The organism is Methylobacterium sp. AC832 (assembly GCF_979256025.1).
Genome location: NZ_CEEDMV010000003.1, coordinates 562365 through 577695, shown reverse-complemented (window position 1 = coordinate 577695; position 15331 = coordinate 562365). Strand labels below are relative to the sequence as shown.

Here is a 15331-nt window from a genome sequence, read left to right as displayed (position 1 = left end):
GTGGCAGGCTGCAAGGCGAAACACAGTGAACGATCGCGCAATAGGCAGGGTGCTCATCGCCGGCGGCGGCATCGCGGGCCTGGCCATCAGCCTGCCGGGCAACGCGGTCCAGGCTCTCGGCCAACTCGGCCTGGAAGACGCGCTCCGCTCGCGCAGCGGGCGGAGTGGGGCACAGTCGATCCGCGCTACGAAGCGCTGCGCCGGCCCCGCGTGGCCCATGTCCAGGCCATGACCGAACGCCTGTCCCGCACCGCGCGGAGGCCGGGCTGGGCCGGAAACCTCCTGCTTCCCGTGATCGGCCCGCGCAGCTACCGCGCGGCTTACTCGCCGCTCCGCACGCCGGTCTCGGCCTGAGCCTGGCTGCGGCGATTGCCCGGCCTCCTCCCGGTCGAGGCTCTCGGACTTGGTGCGGCGCAGGCCGGTCCGGCCCATGAGAACCGCGGCAGGATCGGTTCGTTGGCCCGGCAGCACATAAAAGCGCTTCCAGCAAAAAATGGAGCGCGCCCTCTAGACGACCGGTCTAATTCGTACTAGCTAAGGGTCATGGCACGCGTCACCCCACATACCGACACACGACAGGGCATCCTCGATACCGCCTACGGCCTCGTGGGCGCGAAGGGTTTCTCAGGGGTCGGTCTCAATGAGATCCTGGCCACGGCCGGCGTGCCCAAGGGGTCGTTCTACCACTATTTCGGCTCGAAGGAGGCCTTCGGCGAGGCTCTTCTGGCGGATTACTTCGAAAGCTACCTTGCCGATCTCGACACAACCCTCGCTGAGCCCGGCTTGAGCCATGCCGAGCGACTGATGAACTACTGGCGGAAATGGCAGGCAACGCAGGGAAGCATCGACGACCAGCGCAAGTGCCTCGCGGTGAAGCTCGCAGCAGAGGTCTCGGACCTGTCCGAGGCCATGCGCCTTGCCCTCAAGAGCGGGACCGCCGGGATCATCGAACGCCTGTCGGGAGCGATCGCGGCGGGCGTGGCGGAGGGCTCGCTCACAGTCGAGGGCGAGCCGCGGACGATCGCCGAGATGCTCTACCACGTCTGGCTGGGTGCGAGCCTGATGGCCAAGATCGTCCGGACCGACGCACCGTTCGAGGCTGCCCTGGGGACGACCCGGCGCATCCTCGGCCTCCGCTCGCATTGACCCCCCTCATTCCGACGTTGCCGAGAACCACCTTCTACCAAGCCCAAAAACGAGACGACCGGTCTACTTATCTGGGAGTCGATCACCTTCCTCGGGCCGGCCGGCGAACAGAACCCAGACGGAGAAAACCCATGCCCCACCACACGAAGACATCTGTCGCCGCGACCCTCCCCTTCGCCGGGCTGATGGCGTTCCTGACCATGCCGGAAGCAACTGCGCAGGAACGGATCACCCTGGAGACGATCGGCGCCGTCCGCATGGCCCGGTTCGAGGAGGTCCGTGGCGCGAACCCGGAACTCCGCCCCTTGCAGGCGGCGCCGGTGCGAGATCCGGCCACGGGACGCACCGCAAAGGCGCGATAGCGCCGGTCCACCTTCCCCGAGCCGCCACCGTGCGGACCCGGCGAAAGTCCCGATAACCCAAGACGTCCTGCTCACCCCAAGCGAAAGATCCGGAGAACAACGATGAAGATCCTCATGGTGCTGACCTCGCACGACCGCCTCGGCGATACCGGCCGGAAGACCGGCTTCTGGCTGGAGGAACTCGCGGCCCCCTACTACGTGTTCAAGGATGCGGGCGCGGTGGTGGTCCTGGTGTCGCCCGAGGGCGGCCGCCCACCGCTCGATCCGAAGAGCGCCGAGCCGAGCTTCCAGACCGACACGACGCGCCGCTTCGAAGCCGACGCGGCGGCCATGGCGGTGCTCGCCGAGACGGGCAGGCTCGACGCCGTCGGCCACGAGGGTTTCGACGCCGTCTTCTATCCCGGCGGTCACGGGCCCCTCTGGGACCTCGCAGAGGACCCGGCCTCGATCAGGCTGATTGAGACGACGCTCGGCGCGGGCAAGCCCGTAGCCCTGGTCTGTCACGCCCCCGGCGTCCTGCGCCATGCCAAGGCGGAAGGCGGGAAGCCCCTCGTCGAAGGCCGGAACGTCACCGGCTTCACGAACACCGAGGAGGAGGCCGTCGGTCTCACCCAGGTGGTTCCATTCCTGGTCGAGGACGAGCTCAAGCGGAACGGAGGTCTCTACGCCAAGGGAGCCGATTGGGGACCCTTCGTCGTCACGGACGGCCTGCTCGTCACCGGCCAGAACCCGGCCTCCTCCGGCCCCGCCGCCGAGCGCCTCGTCGCCCACCTCGCGAACCGCTGAGGATGCGGGCGCCCGAGGTGGCGCCCGCACCCGACCACCCGCTCGAACCATGATCGTCGCTTGGCCGAGCCAGCGCGATCCGGCCGCACCGGCGGTCTCGAAGGATCTCATCCCATGGCCACCGACATCCTCTTCTCGGACGCGACCCGTCTCGCAGAGCTGATCCGCACCCGGCAGGTCTCGCCTGTCGAGGTGGTGCAGGCCCATCTCGACCGCATCGCGGCGGTCGATTCCAAGGTCAACGCGATCGTCACCGTCGCGGAGAATGCACTTTCCGTCGCGAAGGAGGCCGAGGCAGCGGTCATGGCGGGCAGGGAACTCGGTCCCCTGCACGGCGTGCCGTTCACCGTCAAGGATTCCATCGACACCGCCGGCGTGATGACCCAGCGCGGCTCACCCATCTTCAAGGGCCGCACCCCCGATACCGACGCGACCAGCGTCGCCCGCATGAAGAAGGCCGGCGGCATCCTGCTCGCCAAGACCAACCTTCCCGAGTTCTCCTACTGGATCGAGAGCGACAACCTGCTCTCCGGCCGCTCGAACAATCCTTGGGATCTCACCCGTACACCGGGCGGATCGAGCGGCGGCGAGTCGGCGGCCATCGCGGCGGGCATGTCGCCGCTGGGCCTCGGCACCGACCTCGCCATCTCGGTACGCGGACCGGCGGCGCAGACCGGCATCGTCTCGCTGAAGGGGACCCATGGGCGCGTGCCGATGACCGGCATCTGGCCACGGGCGCCCCGCCGCTTCTGGCATGTCGGCCCGATGGCGCGCAGCATCCGCGACCTCGCGCTCGCCTTCTCGCAACTGGCCGGCCCCGATGGACTGGACGCCTTCGCGACCGGCGCCGTCCCGTTCGACGCCGGTATCGGCGCCGCGCCGGACCGCAAGCTTCGCGTCGGCTGGATGGTCGGGCCGGGCTTCGGTCCCATCGACACGGAGGTGGTGGCGACCGTCAAGGCGGCGGCCGAGGCGCTCAAGGGCGAGGGGCACCCCGTCGAGGAGGTCCACATCCCGGCACTGGAGCGCGACTTCGCCCTCGACGTGTTCAACAAGCTCCACGTCATGGAGATGAAGCCGGCCTTCCGGGAGGCGACCGCCGGACACGAGGACCAGATGTACACGATGGCCAAGACCATGCTGTCGCTGCCCGACACCTCGATGGAGGACTACATCGCGGCCGAGCAGGCGGCGGAGCGTCTCCGGGACGGCTATGCGACCTACTTCCGAGATTACGACGTCCTTCTCACCCCGGTGCTGCCGGTGCCGGCGCACGAACACGGCATCACCGAACTCGTCGTGAACGGCGAGACGGTCGACCTGACCTACCTGCAGGGCGCGACGGTGCCCCTGAACGTGACGGGCTTGCCTGGGCTGTCGATGCGCTTCGGGACCAGCCGGGAGGGTCTGCCCATCAACGTGCAGTTGGTGGGGCGCTGGCAGGCAGAGACCACGATCCTGCACGCCGCCGCGGTACTGGAGAGCGTCAGCACAGTCCGCGGCCTGCACCCAAGTATCTGAGGGGCGGGAACCTGCCGGAGAGCGCTTCGGGGTCCCCGGCCATGACCGGAGGTCGAACGGCGGAAATGCCTGCTCGAAAAGGGCATGGGCGGGGCTGGGGGCGACGGGGCACGAGGTATCCGGTCCCCGGGAAGCTGGCGATCATCCGGCTGGTCGAGCCGTCTCACCTGCCGGTACGGGCCACCCTGGAGAAACCCGGTATCTCGCGTGCCACCTTCTACCGCCGGTACGCGGCCCAACGGAGCGGCGGCCCCGAAGCCCTGCCGACAGCCCTGCCCTCGCATCCGCTTCCACGACCTGCAGCACAGCCACGCGACGCAGATGTCGACGAGTGGCATCCACCCCAAGATCGCGCAGGAGCGCCTCGGCCATTCCAGCATCGGCATTGCCCTCGATCTGTACTCCCGCGTGATGCCGGGAATGCAGGAGGATGCCGCCGCGAAGGTTGACGCTGCCATGCGCGCCGCCATAGACAAGGCAGCCGGATGATTGGGTATAAATCCGGCAGCGACGGACGTAGAATCAAGCGTCGGCGAAGGCAAATGATCTAGCCTGCGCAACGGCTTGGAAGGGTGGCCGAGTGGTTTAAGGCAGCGGTCTTGAAAACCGCCGTGGGGGCAACTCCACCGTGGGTTCGAATCCCACCCCTTCCGCCATGTTGCCAAGCCAAATCATTGCGAACGTTATAGAATTTTGCTAGACGGCCTGCTTCAGCCGCCAATTTACCCAACATTTCGTATGGTTTGTGTTGGCGAAAGCTAGATCTCGGTGGACTTCGCCTCGCGCGCGCGGGGCCAAGCCCCGGGGGTGCATTGCAGCGTTTTAATTAGCGCTGCTTTTTGCCCAGAGGTGCTGATATCCGGCCGGGCGGATGCGTTTGAATAACGGGCGACTGCTCAGGGCATGTGTCACCGATGGATTCGCAGGGCCGCCTTTTTCACTGCCGACACGCATTTCAGAGACACGGCCGCGCGAGTACGACGGATCGACTGGAAGTTCATTCTCTGAAGGGTGTGGCGACGCATGACGAACACCCTCGACCAGTCGACAGATGGGCCGACACCGTTGGCTACGACTTCCCCGCCACCGAGCGTCGGCATCTTCTGGGGCCTACGTGAGCGCGATGGCCCTTGGGAACTGGTTTATGCCGCGCTCCCGCTGTCGGAGGCGGAGCCCTATGGCGACTGCTTGACCTATCCCGGCGCGCACTACGATGTTTGGGAAGGCTGGCGCCGCCTGCGTCCAGCCGGTCTCCGCAAACGGGGCCTGCCGACGTTGATCGCATCCTACGAGTACGAACATTTCCCCCGTGGCCGCATCGTCTACGAGACGATGCCGCACCGCTTCGTTCTATATGCAGACCGTCGTCTGCAGCGGCCCATGATCATCCACCAATTGCGGCGGGCGTTCGGTCTCGTCGATGCCAATGTGATCGTACGCAGCGACTCACATGACCGAACAACACCGTAGCCGTTGACCATGGCCGTATGCCTGGTTCACCGCACGTCCGCCGAGGGTGGTTTTCCACCGACTTGCTTCGATCTTTCTCAAGATTAATCTTCCGTAAAATCCGCAGATCCTGAATTGGCGAGGTAGAGTTCAAAGCTAAAATCTTCACAATTTGCTCATCAACGACATGGCCACGATTAGGTTCATCCCCCGGTTTCGGACATCTTTCTCGCAAGCTGGGTGGCTGCGCCACCGCTCAAAACGAAATCGTGGCCTTTGGGCTTCCGGCCGAGGGCCACGTCGATGATTCTCACGAGATCGTCGTCCGTCCCGCCGGTTCGCAGGAGTGTCCGCAGGTCCGTCGCGTCGTCCTGGCCCAGGCATGTATGCAACGTGCCCGACGCCGTGATCCGCACCCTGTTGCAATCCGCGCAGAAGTTGTGCGTGTGCGGGGTGATGAACCCGATCAGGCCACCCGTCTCCGCGACACGCGCATACCGGGCCGGGCCGCCGCTTCGCATCGGGACGTCGATGAGCGACCAACGCTCCTCGATCCGCCGGCGCAAGGCGTCTAGGGGTAGGTACTGATCGAGGCGATCGACACCGACATCGCCGAGCGGCATGGTCTCGATGAGGCTCAGCGTCATGTTCCGATCGTGGGCAAAGGCGATGAGATCGTGGATCTCGCCCTCCGTCCCGTCCTTCAATGCGACCGCGTTGAGCTTGACCGCGAGCCCCGCCGCGCGGGCCGCGGCGATCCCCTCCAGCACCTTGGCGAGGGAACCGCCACGGGTCAGCATCCGGAAGCGCTCCGGGTCGAGGGTGTCGAGCGAGACGTTGATCCGGCGCACCCCCGTCCGGGCGAGATCCTCGGCGAAACGGGCGAGCTGCGTTCCGTTCGTCGTAAGGGTCAGTTCGCGCAACGAGCCGTCTCGGAGCGGCTGGGAGAGTTGCTCGAACAGGCCGAGGATGCCGGGCCGCACCAGCGGCTCCCCCCCGGTGATGCGCAGCTTGTCGATGCCGCGGGCGATGAACAGACGCGCCAGCCGAGCCAATTCGTCCAGGCTGAGGATGTCCCGTCGAGAGCGAAAGGTCATGTCTTCCGACATGCAGTAGACGCAGCGCAGGTCGCACCGGTCGGTGACCGAGAGACGCAGATAGGTCACGCGTCGTCCGAAGCGGTCGATGAGCCCGCAGGTGGAGGCCGCATTCTGTGCTGCCATCTCAAGCCGCCACGCCCGCGACCGCGAGCATCTCTGCGCGCGTCACGAACTTCTCGCGGGGTTTTCCGACCGCTCGACCACGGGCGGCTTCGGCGGCTTCGATCCGGCGCCAGGCGGCATAATCGAGGATGTGCCCGGTCCGCTTTGCGAGGCTGGCGAACAGCGCGTCGGCGTTCCCGATCGGAGCCGGGAGAGACGCCAGGTCGGCGAGCAAGGCCGTGGCCGTCTCCACGCCACAGGCGCGATTCGTCCCGATCGTGCCGTGGGGGCCGCGCTTGCTCCAGCCGCAGGTATAGAGGCCGGGCACCGGTACGCCCTCCGCCTGAATCCGCCCGCCGAGATTGACGTGAATGCCCGCCCGCGCATCGTAGGGGACGCCCTGCACCGGCGCGGTCCGGCGACCGATGCTGGAGATGACGAGGCCGCAATCGAGGTCGATCGTCCTGTCCGAGCCGGTTCGGCGCAGATGCAGGCTTTGCACGTGGCCCTCGCCTGACAGGCGGACGGGCTCCAGCCCGAAGCGGATCATACAACGCCGCCGCTTGCCCGTACCGCCCCGTGCGTCGGCGAAACCGCGCAGGATCGGAGCGATGGCGCGTGCCTCCATGCCGGCGTTGATCGACGGCTCCGGAATGCCCTCGGGCAGGTCATCGGGGTCGAGCCCCGTTTCGCAATCGCGCAGATCGCCGAACTCACCAAGTTCCTTGGGGGAAAAACGCGCGCGCTCGACTCCGCCGCGCCCAACGATCTGAACCTCCCGGATCCGGCTCTCCGCCAAGGCGTCCAGCGCATGGGCCGCGATATCGGTATGGCGCAACTCGTCGGTGGTCTTGAGGAGGATGCGGGCCACGTCGAGCGCCACGTTGCCGTGTCCGACCACCACCGCCCGCTCCGCCGAGAGGTCGAAGCTCAAGTGGGCCGCGTCGGGATGACCGTTGTACCAGCCGATGAAAGCGCCCGCCTGATGGCTGCCGGCCAGATCTTCGCCGGGAATATCCATCTGCCGGTCCAGGGAGGCGCCGTTCGCCAGAATGACGGCATGATAGCAGGCACTCAGTTCGGCCACGCCGACATCGGCCCCAACCTCGACCCCGCCGATGAAGCGGAAGCCGGAGAGACCGGCGATCCGGTCGAACACCGTGGTCACCTGCTTCAACTTCGGGTGGTCCGGCGCGACGCCGAACCTGACCAGCCCGAACGGAGCGGGCAGGCGCTCGAACATGTCCACTGCCACCGGCACGCCGGAGCGCAGGAGCGCCTCGGTCGCGTAGAAGCCGGCAGGACCGCTCCCGACCACTGCGATGCGAGCGAGCGCACTCATGAGGCCAGCCGCCTTGCCTGCTCGTCGGCGCCGGGCAACGGCGGAATCTTGGCGGCGATCACCGGGGTCTCGGCTGCCCGCAGGCGATTGATCTCGACCCATTCGGACTTGCCCGCCGGCATCTGCCAGGACGGGTGGATCGCGCCGACCGGGCAGATCGGCGCGCAACCGCCGCAATCGATGCAGTTCTCAGGGTCGATGTGGGTCATCTGCTCGTCGAGATGGAAGCATTCGACGGGGCAGACGGTGACGCATTCGGTGTAACGACACCCTCGACACGCATCGGTGACGACATAAGCCATGGACGTCTTACTCACTCTGGCATTGACGGGAGGCTGAGAGGGCCGTCAGGCGGCGGCCACGTCCACGAGCATGTCCGAGAAGGTCGGGGCACGGCCGAGATCGGCGAAGGCCGGGGGCGTCAGGGCGTGGACGGTCGGCCCGCGCTGGTTGGAGCGCTGCCAGAAGCCCGCCGGGGCAACGACCACCCCGCGCATCACATCGGCCGACAGGGTGGCGAAGGCCTCGAAGGCGCCCCGTTCGTTGAACACGCGGATCGGCGTTCCTGCGCCGATGCCACGGGGCGCGGCATCCTCCGGGTGCAGGAGCACCGCCTGCTGCTCGCCCGCCTGCGCCACCTGAGCCGGAAGGTTGCCGTAGTTCGAATTCATGAACGCGTGGCTTTTCGGCGAGATCAGGCTGAGGGGGAAGCGCTCGGCCAGCGCCGGCGCGGTGCGCGGGTTCTCGTTCGGGGGCACATAGTGCGGCAGCGGATCGACCGGCTCACCCGCCTGATCGCCGCCATAGCCCTGGCGGAACAAGGGCACTACGAAGTTTCCGCCTTCGGCCAGGCTCGACTTGAACTCGCACTTGCCGGAGGCCGTCGGAAAATTGCCGTCCCGGTGTGGGGCCCAGGAATCGGCCGCGTCCATCGTCAGACGCATGTAGCCCTTCTGTTTCAACTCATCGAGAGTGATCCCGGCGAGGACCGGGCTCGACCAATCCATCGAGGCTTCGATCATCTCCTCGTCCGACCGGAAGAAGAACGGATCGTCGATCCCGAGCGCCTTGGCGAGTCGACGGAACAGTTCGGTATTCGAGACGGCCTCCCCGAGGGGGGCGATGGCCTGGTTGTTGTAGGACAGATACAGGTGCCCCCAGGAGAACATGATGTCCTCCTGCTCGAGCTGGGTCGTCGCCGGCAGCACGATATCGGCGTAGCGCGCGGTGTCGGTGAAGAAATGCTCGCTCACGACCGTGAACAGGTCCTCGCGCGCAAGGCCCTGCTCGATCACCTGCTGCTGCGAGACCATCGCCATGGGATTGGCGTTGTAGACCATTAAGGACCGGATTGGCGGGTCGAGGGACATCTCGCCGGTAAGAGCCGGGCCGAGGCGCCAGGAATTGATGACCCGCATCGATTCCGGCTGGAGATCCGGTCGCATCAAGCCCGCCCAATTCACGGGGAAGGCCCAGATCGGCAATTGGAGCAGGCCACCGCCGACATGCTTCCAGGCGCCGATCAGCGCCGGAAGGCAGGCGATCGCCCGGACGGTCTGGCCGCCGCCCGCATGGCGCTCGACCGCCACGCCGATCCGCACCACCGCTGCCGGTGTCGTGGCGTATTCACGGGTGAGCTTCAGGATGTCCTCGACCGGGATACCGGTCTCGGCCGAGGCGAATTCCGGCGTGTAGGCCTCGCACCGCACGGCGAGTTCGTCGAACCCGAGAGTGTGTTTGTCGATGTAGTCGCGGTCCGTGAGCCCTTCCTTGATGATGATGTGCATCATCGCCATCGCCAGGGCGCCGTCGGTGCCGGGCTGGATCGGGATGTGCCAGTCGGCCAGCCGCGCCGTGCGGGTGCGGACGGGATCGATGACGACGAGCTTGGCACCGTTCCGCTTGGCCTGCTCGATGAACGGCCAATGGTGCGAGTTGGTGCTGAGCGTATTGCAGGCCCACAGGATGATGTATTTGGAATGGACGAAACTCTCGGGGTCCACGCCCGGCGTATGCCCGATCGTCATCATGTAGGCGGTACAGGCACCGGAATCGCAGAAGGTGCGCTCACAGACGCTGGCGCCGAGCTTGTTGAAGAGGGGATCGCCGACGTTGAGGCCGTTGATGATGCCCTGGGTGCCCAGATAGCTGTAGGGAAGGATCGCCTTGGCTCCGCTCTCGGCGATGATGGCCTTCCAACGGCCCGCGATCTCGTCCAGAGCCTCGTCCCAAGTGATGCGCGCGAACTGGCCGCTTCCCTTCGGACCGACGCGCTTCATCGGGTAGAGCACGCGCTGGTCGCTATAAACCCGGTTCTGGTAATCGTTGACCTTCACGCAGAGGCGCCCTTTGGTGAAGGGATGATCCGGGTTGCCCCGGACAGCGATCGCCTTGCCGTCCTCCACCGTCGTGAGGATCGAGCAGGTATCGGGGCAATCGTGCGGGCATGCGCCGATGACGACTTCGCGAGCCATATCCACTCTCCGGTTGAGTAATTCTCGAACAGGAGGAGAGCGTGCCAATAATCGAGGCCGTGGGCATTATCGGGACCTGCGCCTTCGTATTCCTCGACTGCGGTCCTCAGCCCGGCGGAACGGACGGTCTTTCTAAACCTCAGGCTCAATGGCGCGGTTTGTGCACCGGTTGGAGCGATTCCAAGTGCTGACGCGAAAGAGGGAGCCATGCTGGGCCATTCGGTCGACAAGTACGTGACAGGCCGGTTGCTCGACACCTCCAACGATTTGCGCTGGTCGACTCTGCACGCAGAACGCTGGAGCCATATGCCCGGCGAGCTCCCGTCCCTCACCCCACGCGATACCGAAATTGCCGTCCAGTTGGGCGGTCGCACCTTCGTCGAACGCGTCGGGGACGGACGGCGTCAAAAGACTCATGGCCATCGGGGCACGATTTGGCTCTGCCCAGCCGGAATCGAAGAAAACTATATCAATATCGCCGATCCGATGGTCGATTGCCTGCATATGTTCATGCCGGCTCACCCATTCGAGCAGACGATGCTGCGGGATCTCGACATAGACCCCGCCCGGTGTGAATTGCGCTACGATGTGATCCAGCAGGATCCTTTCATTGAATATGTTGCCTGTCGCGTCATCGATGAAATGGAGCACGAGACCGCAGCCGGACGTCTTCTTATCGAAACACTGGGAGTCGCGTTGGCGGCCCATCTGGTCCATCGCTATTCGGCCGCGACCATCCGCATCCCGGAGAGCGGCGACAAGCCCCTTGATCGACGACGCCTGGAACGGGTTGAGAATTACATCACGGCGCACCTCTTCGAGGATTTCGCGGTCGCCGATCTGGCGTCGGCCGCCTGCATGAGCGTGGCTCATTTCACCCGCAGTTTCCGTGCGGCGACGGGGCGTACGCCCTACGAGTATGTGAGTGGGCGCAGGCTCGAACGCGCCAAGCATCGGCTCGTGACCGAGGAGACTCCGATCTCCGAGATCGCAGCGGCGATCGGCTTCTCGTCGCAGGCGAATTTCACGCGCGCCTTTCGTAAGGCGATGGGCGTGACCCCGGCCCAGATGCGTTCCTCCGCTCAGAAATAGACGCTGCGGTTTGCTCCGAAGAGACGTCTCCAACCTCCGGACATGGATGGGGTCCGCAAGAAGACCGCAGATCGGAGGATCGATTGAGCGCGCTCTTCTCCATGACACGATGCAAAGGTCGAGAGCGCTGGTTCGGGAGCGGTATCGGTCTCATTCGGCGCTCGACGCCTGCTGTTCCGCAGGCGCAACCCGGCGGCGTGCAGAGCCGGGCCGAGTCGCGTCCATGGCCATGACCACGGAGCCCGGACGAGTTCCCGTCGGCCGGCCATTCCTTCGGATGGATCGAGACGATCAAATCGTTGCGAACGCCCGTTCGCGCTCGCGCTGCCGGCTTCAGCAGGAATCGAACAACGAAAGATGGTTGCGGATAAAGACCGCAGGCGGAAAATCCGGATGCTGACCCTGAAGAAAAACCCCGACATTTGATCTGGGGTCGAGGGGTCTCTCATGAAATCAAGATTTGGTCTGAGCCTGATTTCGGCTGCCCTATCCACATGCATGAGCTTTAGTGCCGAGGCGCTTGAAGTGAATCCCGGCGATTACGAACAGTTCCCCTCCGGGGCGACAATCGGATTGCTGTATTATCAGCATGGCCGTGGAGACGAAGCCTACGCGCGGGGTGCCAAAACGACATCGGATGCGAAGCTCGAGACGAATGTTGGCATCATCCGCCTGCTGCATGTTTATGAGATCGCCCCGGGCGTGACGGTCGACCCGCAATTTCTCCTCCCGGTTGGGGCGATCTCGACCGGCGGTGTCCTGTCACCCCTTGGATCGCCGGGCGGCGTGGGCGACATCATCATGGCCACCGCCTTCAAGTTCAAACTCAATACCGAATTCAACGATGTCTTCGCCATCACACCTTATCTCATCGCCCCGACGGGGACGTATGACGAGAACAAGGCGCTGAATTTTGGAACCAATCGCTGGCAGGGCGTCATTCAGGCGGCCTACGTCAAGCACTTCAATCCGGTTTGGTCGCTCGATCTGATCGGCGATGTCGCCTTTTACTCGGACAACACACGCTATAACCTCGGTGGCATCGGTCGGCTCTCACAGGATCCTCAATTCGAGCTGCAGGCCTATCTGCGGTACAAGATCAATCCTGCTTTGGAAGTAGGCGGTGGCCTCGGCGGCAAGATCGGTGGCAACCAATCCTTCGAGCAGACGTCGCTGCGAAATTCGCAGGCCACCCAATATGGCCGTCTCGCGGTCGCCTATTTTCCCGAGCCGACCCTTCAAATCCAAGCGATGATTGGCCAGGACTTCATTGTCGAGAACGGAACGAAACAGTCGACATTCCTCCAGCTGCGGATTGCAAAGATTTTTCCGTAGAAATCAGCTGTAATAGGGCTGCAGATATCTAACTTAGCTATAAATAAATCGCCGCTTCGGCACGTCGATTTGGCGAAAAAGATTGCTCATGCCGTAGCATCCCTCGGCGCCAAGACGGACACAATATCGACTACGTTACCGATATTGTCTTTCTTGGCGTTGGACTTTGGCAAATCCCTCAACCGCATATACTGGCAGGCAGCGTTGCCCTGGCGGCAAAAAATTTGAAAGAGGTAAGTGCGTTCCCTGCAGAGCATAGTACTATCTACTAAGCAGCTTCAGAATTATACAAACGTTGCCGAGCACGTTCGGCAACGCCTCGCTGCAGCCTTACTACATACGCCGACGCATCGACTTACCCCTTACAATGAAAGTTTTGAGTCAGATCCTCTGCCTCGCCCAACTATTTGCTCTTTCGTTGTGCGTCGAAACAAGCTGCGGTGAGGCGTCCTTTTGACAGGATGTCTCACGATGGCTCGACGCCGTATTGCCCCCGCCGACATCGGAGGCACGATCGAGACCGTTCGCATAATTTGCGTCGCAAACGATGCGATCCTACCGATTCTACAGCGATCGAATCTCTTTGCAGTACGCCCGGATTCTTTCCGGCTCCCCCTCGTCGGTATCGACTTCGCTCTCGTACGGGGTGAACGAGGAGCCCTCACGCTTCGCCGCGACGACGGTGCAATCGAGGAGCGATGCCCCCTCTGGACGACGAGCATATCGCAGCAACGATTCACGGCCGTCACAGATGGAATGACCGGCGTCGATCAGGGTAAGGATGGGACCGGATTGGCTCTCTCGTTCGACTGGACCCCGATCCGCTCAAGATCAGGGCAGAACCAGACCGAACTGGTCTTACGCATCCGGTATCGCCTGGAGCCGTTCTGGCTCGACGAGATGGCTTATGCACTGCGTGATCTCGCGGAACACACGATGAACCGTTTCGTCACCCGCACAAGGCTGAAGCAGGACGACTAACCGGCGTCGTAGCACTCGTGGCACCATCGAGACGGACGACACACCGGCGCAACGCTGCAGAGGGACCGGGCACACCCGTGTGTTTTCGGATACTTGAACGCGCTATAAAAGTATAAGGGCATTGGAGTACCGGATGGGATAGCGAGTACGGCATGTAGCCGCCCGGTATGCGCCGGCATGCACCCAACCACCTACGGCACTACGTACGGCCGCAGGCACTCCTGTACGGCCAGCTCCTACGCCACATACGACCTACGCGCTGCCCACGCAGCCACCACGTCGGCACGTCCCCCTGCCCACTCCGCCGACACCGATCCGGCATCCCGCTACTACCGAGCCTTTGTCCGGCACGCCGCCACCGCCACTGCCGCTACCCATTCTCGTTCATGATCCGACGGGCAACGGGAATCCTGACCTGACCGCACCAGCGCGGCCGCATGGCAGGATTTTATCATGGCCGACAACGCCCTCATCCCGCTGCCCCGCCAGCGACCACACCCCTTCGTCCACCCATCTCGACGCTTTCGACCCCACCGGGCTCGGACCGCTGACCATCCTGCCGATCAACTCCGATGCCCAACGTCGAAGCCACCACGTCTTCATCCCCGCCGACCACCGCTTCAAGGCCGCCGCCGATGGCGTTCACCACCGTCCTTCTCCCGATTTTCCTTGCTGTGGAGGAGATACCTTTCGTACAGGGCCGAACCCCGACGGTCACCGCATCGTAGTGCAGGCGTGACGCTGGCCTGACCAATAGATCTGCTTTGGCGGCCTCCGCCCGGAGGCAGACCTGAAGAAAGCCACCCATCTCGGACGCTTCGGGAGGGCGACATCTGTCAGATTTTCACCACCAGTTCGCGCTTGGAAACGGCAGGACCACGAATTGGCAATAGCTATACCCCCGATATACCATAACGGGAGATACGCCTGCGCGGACAGATGCACGCTCGTAAAGATGATTGTATAAGGCGCATCTACGACATGGTTGGCGCGGAACAATCAAAGTGAACAATCGCCCTGAAATCATCATTGATGCGGCAAGCCATGTATATCGCTTTCGCTTAGTCGCGGTTATAGGCGGAATTTTAGGTATAATTACATGCTCTGCGGGCTTGGCGCTGGCAGATCAGCCTTCGGCCAAATTATGTACGAGCGAGCCCACCACTACCGCGACAGGGGTTTGCATAATGAACGCCCTCAACGAAGCGGATAAAAAACTGAACGTCGCGTACAAGAAGGCTCAATCGGTGATCGAGCAGGATGACCGCGGTCAAGATGACCCCGGGGAGGTTGCCAAGGCAAAGACTGCATGGACAGCACAACTCGCGGCAGCTCAACGAGCTTGGATGGCGTTCCGGGATGCGGATTGCGGCGACCTTATCTTCAGCGAGTGGAACAACGGCCACGGAGTTCTTCCAGCGGTCTATGCTTGTCGATATGACAAGACAGTTCAGCGCACTAACGAGATTTTAAGCCGTTACCCTCTCCACTAGAGATCGCTTAGCACACTTTTGGACCATACCATGCCTAAAAATGGAACCAGTCCCGCAAACAGAAAGTGGTTTATCGGGTTATTTATGGGATTTTCCAATCTACTGGCATATCTCGCCATGATTCTGCTGAATATTCCGCATAGTTTCT

The 15331-nt window shown here is 63.5% G+C and carries 17 protein-coding genes, 1 tRNA gene and 1 pseudogene; 14 read left to right on the top strand and 5 right to left on the bottom strand.

Annotated features, from left to right (window positions below; all coding sequences use genetic code 11):
* The first annotated feature begins 25 nt into the window (after nt 1-25).
* From AC0IXR_RS14340 to AC0IXR_RS14295, 10 genes and pseudogenes are all read left to right on the top strand, one after another.
* Complete coding sequence (locus AC0IXR_RS14340; RefSeq protein WP_471761227.1) at nt 26-232, top strand: hypothetical protein; 207 nt, start codon at nt 26-28, stop codon at nt 230-232.
* The gene (locus tag AC0IXR_RS14335) at nt 229-354 is read left to right on the top strand and encodes a hypothetical protein (protein WP_471761225.1); all 126 of its coding nucleotides are present in this window, start codon (nt 229-231) and stop codon (nt 352-354) included. Before AC0IXR_RS14340 ends, AC0IXR_RS14335 begins: the two co-directional genes overlap by 4 nt.
* Nucleotides 355-543: 189 nt before the next feature.
* The gene (locus AC0IXR_RS14330; RefSeq protein ID WP_471761224.1) at nt 544-1146 is read left to right on the top strand and encodes a TetR/AcrR family transcriptional regulator; all 603 of its coding nucleotides are present in this window, start codon (nt 544-546) and stop codon (nt 1144-1146) included.
* A gap of 131 nt (nt 1147-1277) precedes the next feature.
* The gene (locus tag AC0IXR_RS14325; protein ID WP_471761223.1) at nt 1278-1508 is read left to right on the top strand and encodes a hypothetical protein; all 231 of its coding nucleotides are present in this window, start codon (nt 1278-1280) and stop codon (nt 1506-1508) included.
* A 102-nt stretch (nt 1509-1610) separates the two neighbouring features.
* Nucleotides 1611-2294, top strand: coding sequence for a type 1 glutamine amidotransferase domain-containing protein (locus AC0IXR_RS14320; RefSeq protein ID WP_471761222.1), 684 nt, complete (start codon nt 1611-1613; stop codon nt 2292-2294).
* Between the two features lie 114 nt (nt 2295-2408).
* Nucleotides 2409-3815, top strand: coding sequence for an amidase (locus AC0IXR_RS14315; RefSeq protein WP_471761221.1), 1407 nt, complete (start codon nt 2409-2411; stop codon nt 3813-3815).
* Nucleotides 3816-3889: 74 nt separating this feature from the next.
* Nucleotides 3890-4102: pseudogene (locus AC0IXR_RS14310) on the top strand (IS3 family transposase); the annotation flags it as partial.
* Nucleotides 4023-4304, top strand: coding sequence for a tyrosine-type recombinase/integrase (locus AC0IXR_RS14305; protein WP_471761220.1), 282 nt, complete (start codon nt 4023-4025; stop codon nt 4302-4304). The pseudogene AC0IXR_RS14310 and the gene AC0IXR_RS14305, both read left to right, overlap by 80 nt.
* A 77-nt stretch (nt 4305-4381) precedes the next feature.
* Nucleotides 4382-4471, top strand: a tRNA-Ser gene (locus AC0IXR_RS14300).
* 367 nt (nt 4472-4838) lie between these two features.
* Nucleotides 4839-5285, top strand: coding sequence for a hypothetical protein (locus AC0IXR_RS14295; protein ID WP_471761219.1), 447 nt, complete (start codon nt 4839-4841; stop codon nt 5283-5285).
* Nucleotides 5286-5467: 182 nt separating this feature from the next.
* On the opposite strand, the gene moaA is transcribed toward AC0IXR_RS14295, so the two are convergent.
* From moaA to AC0IXR_RS14275, 4 genes are read right to left on the bottom strand one after another with little or no spacing between them, the layout of a single operon-like run.
* Nucleotides 5468-6487: a GTP 3',8-cyclase MoaA gene (moaA, locus tag AC0IXR_RS14290; protein ID WP_471761218.1), complete on the bottom strand. Its 1020-nt coding sequence runs from the start codon at nt 6485-6487 to the stop codon at nt 5468-5470.
* Between the two features lies 1 nt (nt 6488).
* Nucleotides 6489-7808 carry an FAD-dependent oxidoreductase gene (locus tag AC0IXR_RS14285; protein WP_471761217.1) on the bottom strand — a complete coding sequence of 440 codons (1320 nt, stop codon included), beginning with the start codon at nt 7806-7808 and terminating at the stop codon, nt 6489-6491.
* Nucleotides 7805-8125: a 4Fe-4S binding protein gene (locus AC0IXR_RS14280; protein WP_471761216.1), complete on the bottom strand. Its 321-nt coding sequence runs from the start codon at nt 8123-8125 to the stop codon at nt 7805-7807. Before AC0IXR_RS14280 ends, AC0IXR_RS14285 begins: the two co-directional genes overlap by 4 nt.
* A gap of 30 nt (nt 8126-8155) precedes the next feature.
* Nucleotides 8156-10282, bottom strand: a complete 2127-nt coding sequence (locus tag AC0IXR_RS14275; RefSeq protein ID WP_471761214.1) for a molybdopterin-containing oxidoreductase family protein — start codon at nt 10280-10282, stop codon at nt 8156-8158.
* 207 nt (nt 10283-10489) lie between these two features.
* Between AC0IXR_RS14275 and AC0IXR_RS14270 the strand changes: the two genes are divergently transcribed.
* The 3 genes from AC0IXR_RS14270 to AC0IXR_RS14260 all read left to right on the top strand — a co-directional run bounded on the left by AC0IXR_RS14270 (nt 10490) and on the right by AC0IXR_RS14260 (nt 13690).
* Nucleotides 10490-11374, top strand: coding sequence for a helix-turn-helix domain-containing protein (locus AC0IXR_RS14270; protein ID WP_207411276.1), 885 nt, complete (start codon nt 10490-10492; stop codon nt 11372-11374).
* Between the two features lie 447 nt (nt 11375-11821).
* Nucleotides 11822-12709: a transporter gene (locus tag AC0IXR_RS14265; protein ID WP_419951251.1), complete on the top strand. Its 888-nt coding sequence runs from the start codon at nt 11822-11824 to the stop codon at nt 12707-12709.
* 756 nt (nt 12710-13465) lie between these two features.
* Nucleotides 13466-13690, top strand: coding sequence for a hypothetical protein (locus AC0IXR_RS14260; RefSeq protein WP_471761213.1), 225 nt, complete (start codon nt 13466-13468; stop codon nt 13688-13690).
* A gap of 469 nt (nt 13691-14159) precedes the next feature.
* Here AC0IXR_RS14260 and AC0IXR_RS14255 read toward each other — a convergent pair whose 3' ends face one another.
* Nucleotides 14160-14339 (bottom strand): hypothetical protein, encoded by a 180-nt coding sequence (locus tag AC0IXR_RS14255; RefSeq protein ID WP_471761212.1) that lies wholly within the window; start codon nt 14337-14339, stop codon nt 14160-14162.
* A 355-nt stretch (nt 14340-14694) separates the two neighbouring features.
* Here AC0IXR_RS14255 and AC0IXR_RS14250 point away from each other — a divergent pair, with 355 nt between their 5' ends.
* Nucleotides 14695-15183 (top strand): lysozyme inhibitor LprI family protein, encoded by a 489-nt coding sequence (locus AC0IXR_RS14250; protein WP_471761211.1) that lies wholly within the window; start codon nt 14695-14697, stop codon nt 15181-15183.
* Nucleotides 15184-15331 lie beyond the last annotated feature (148 nt).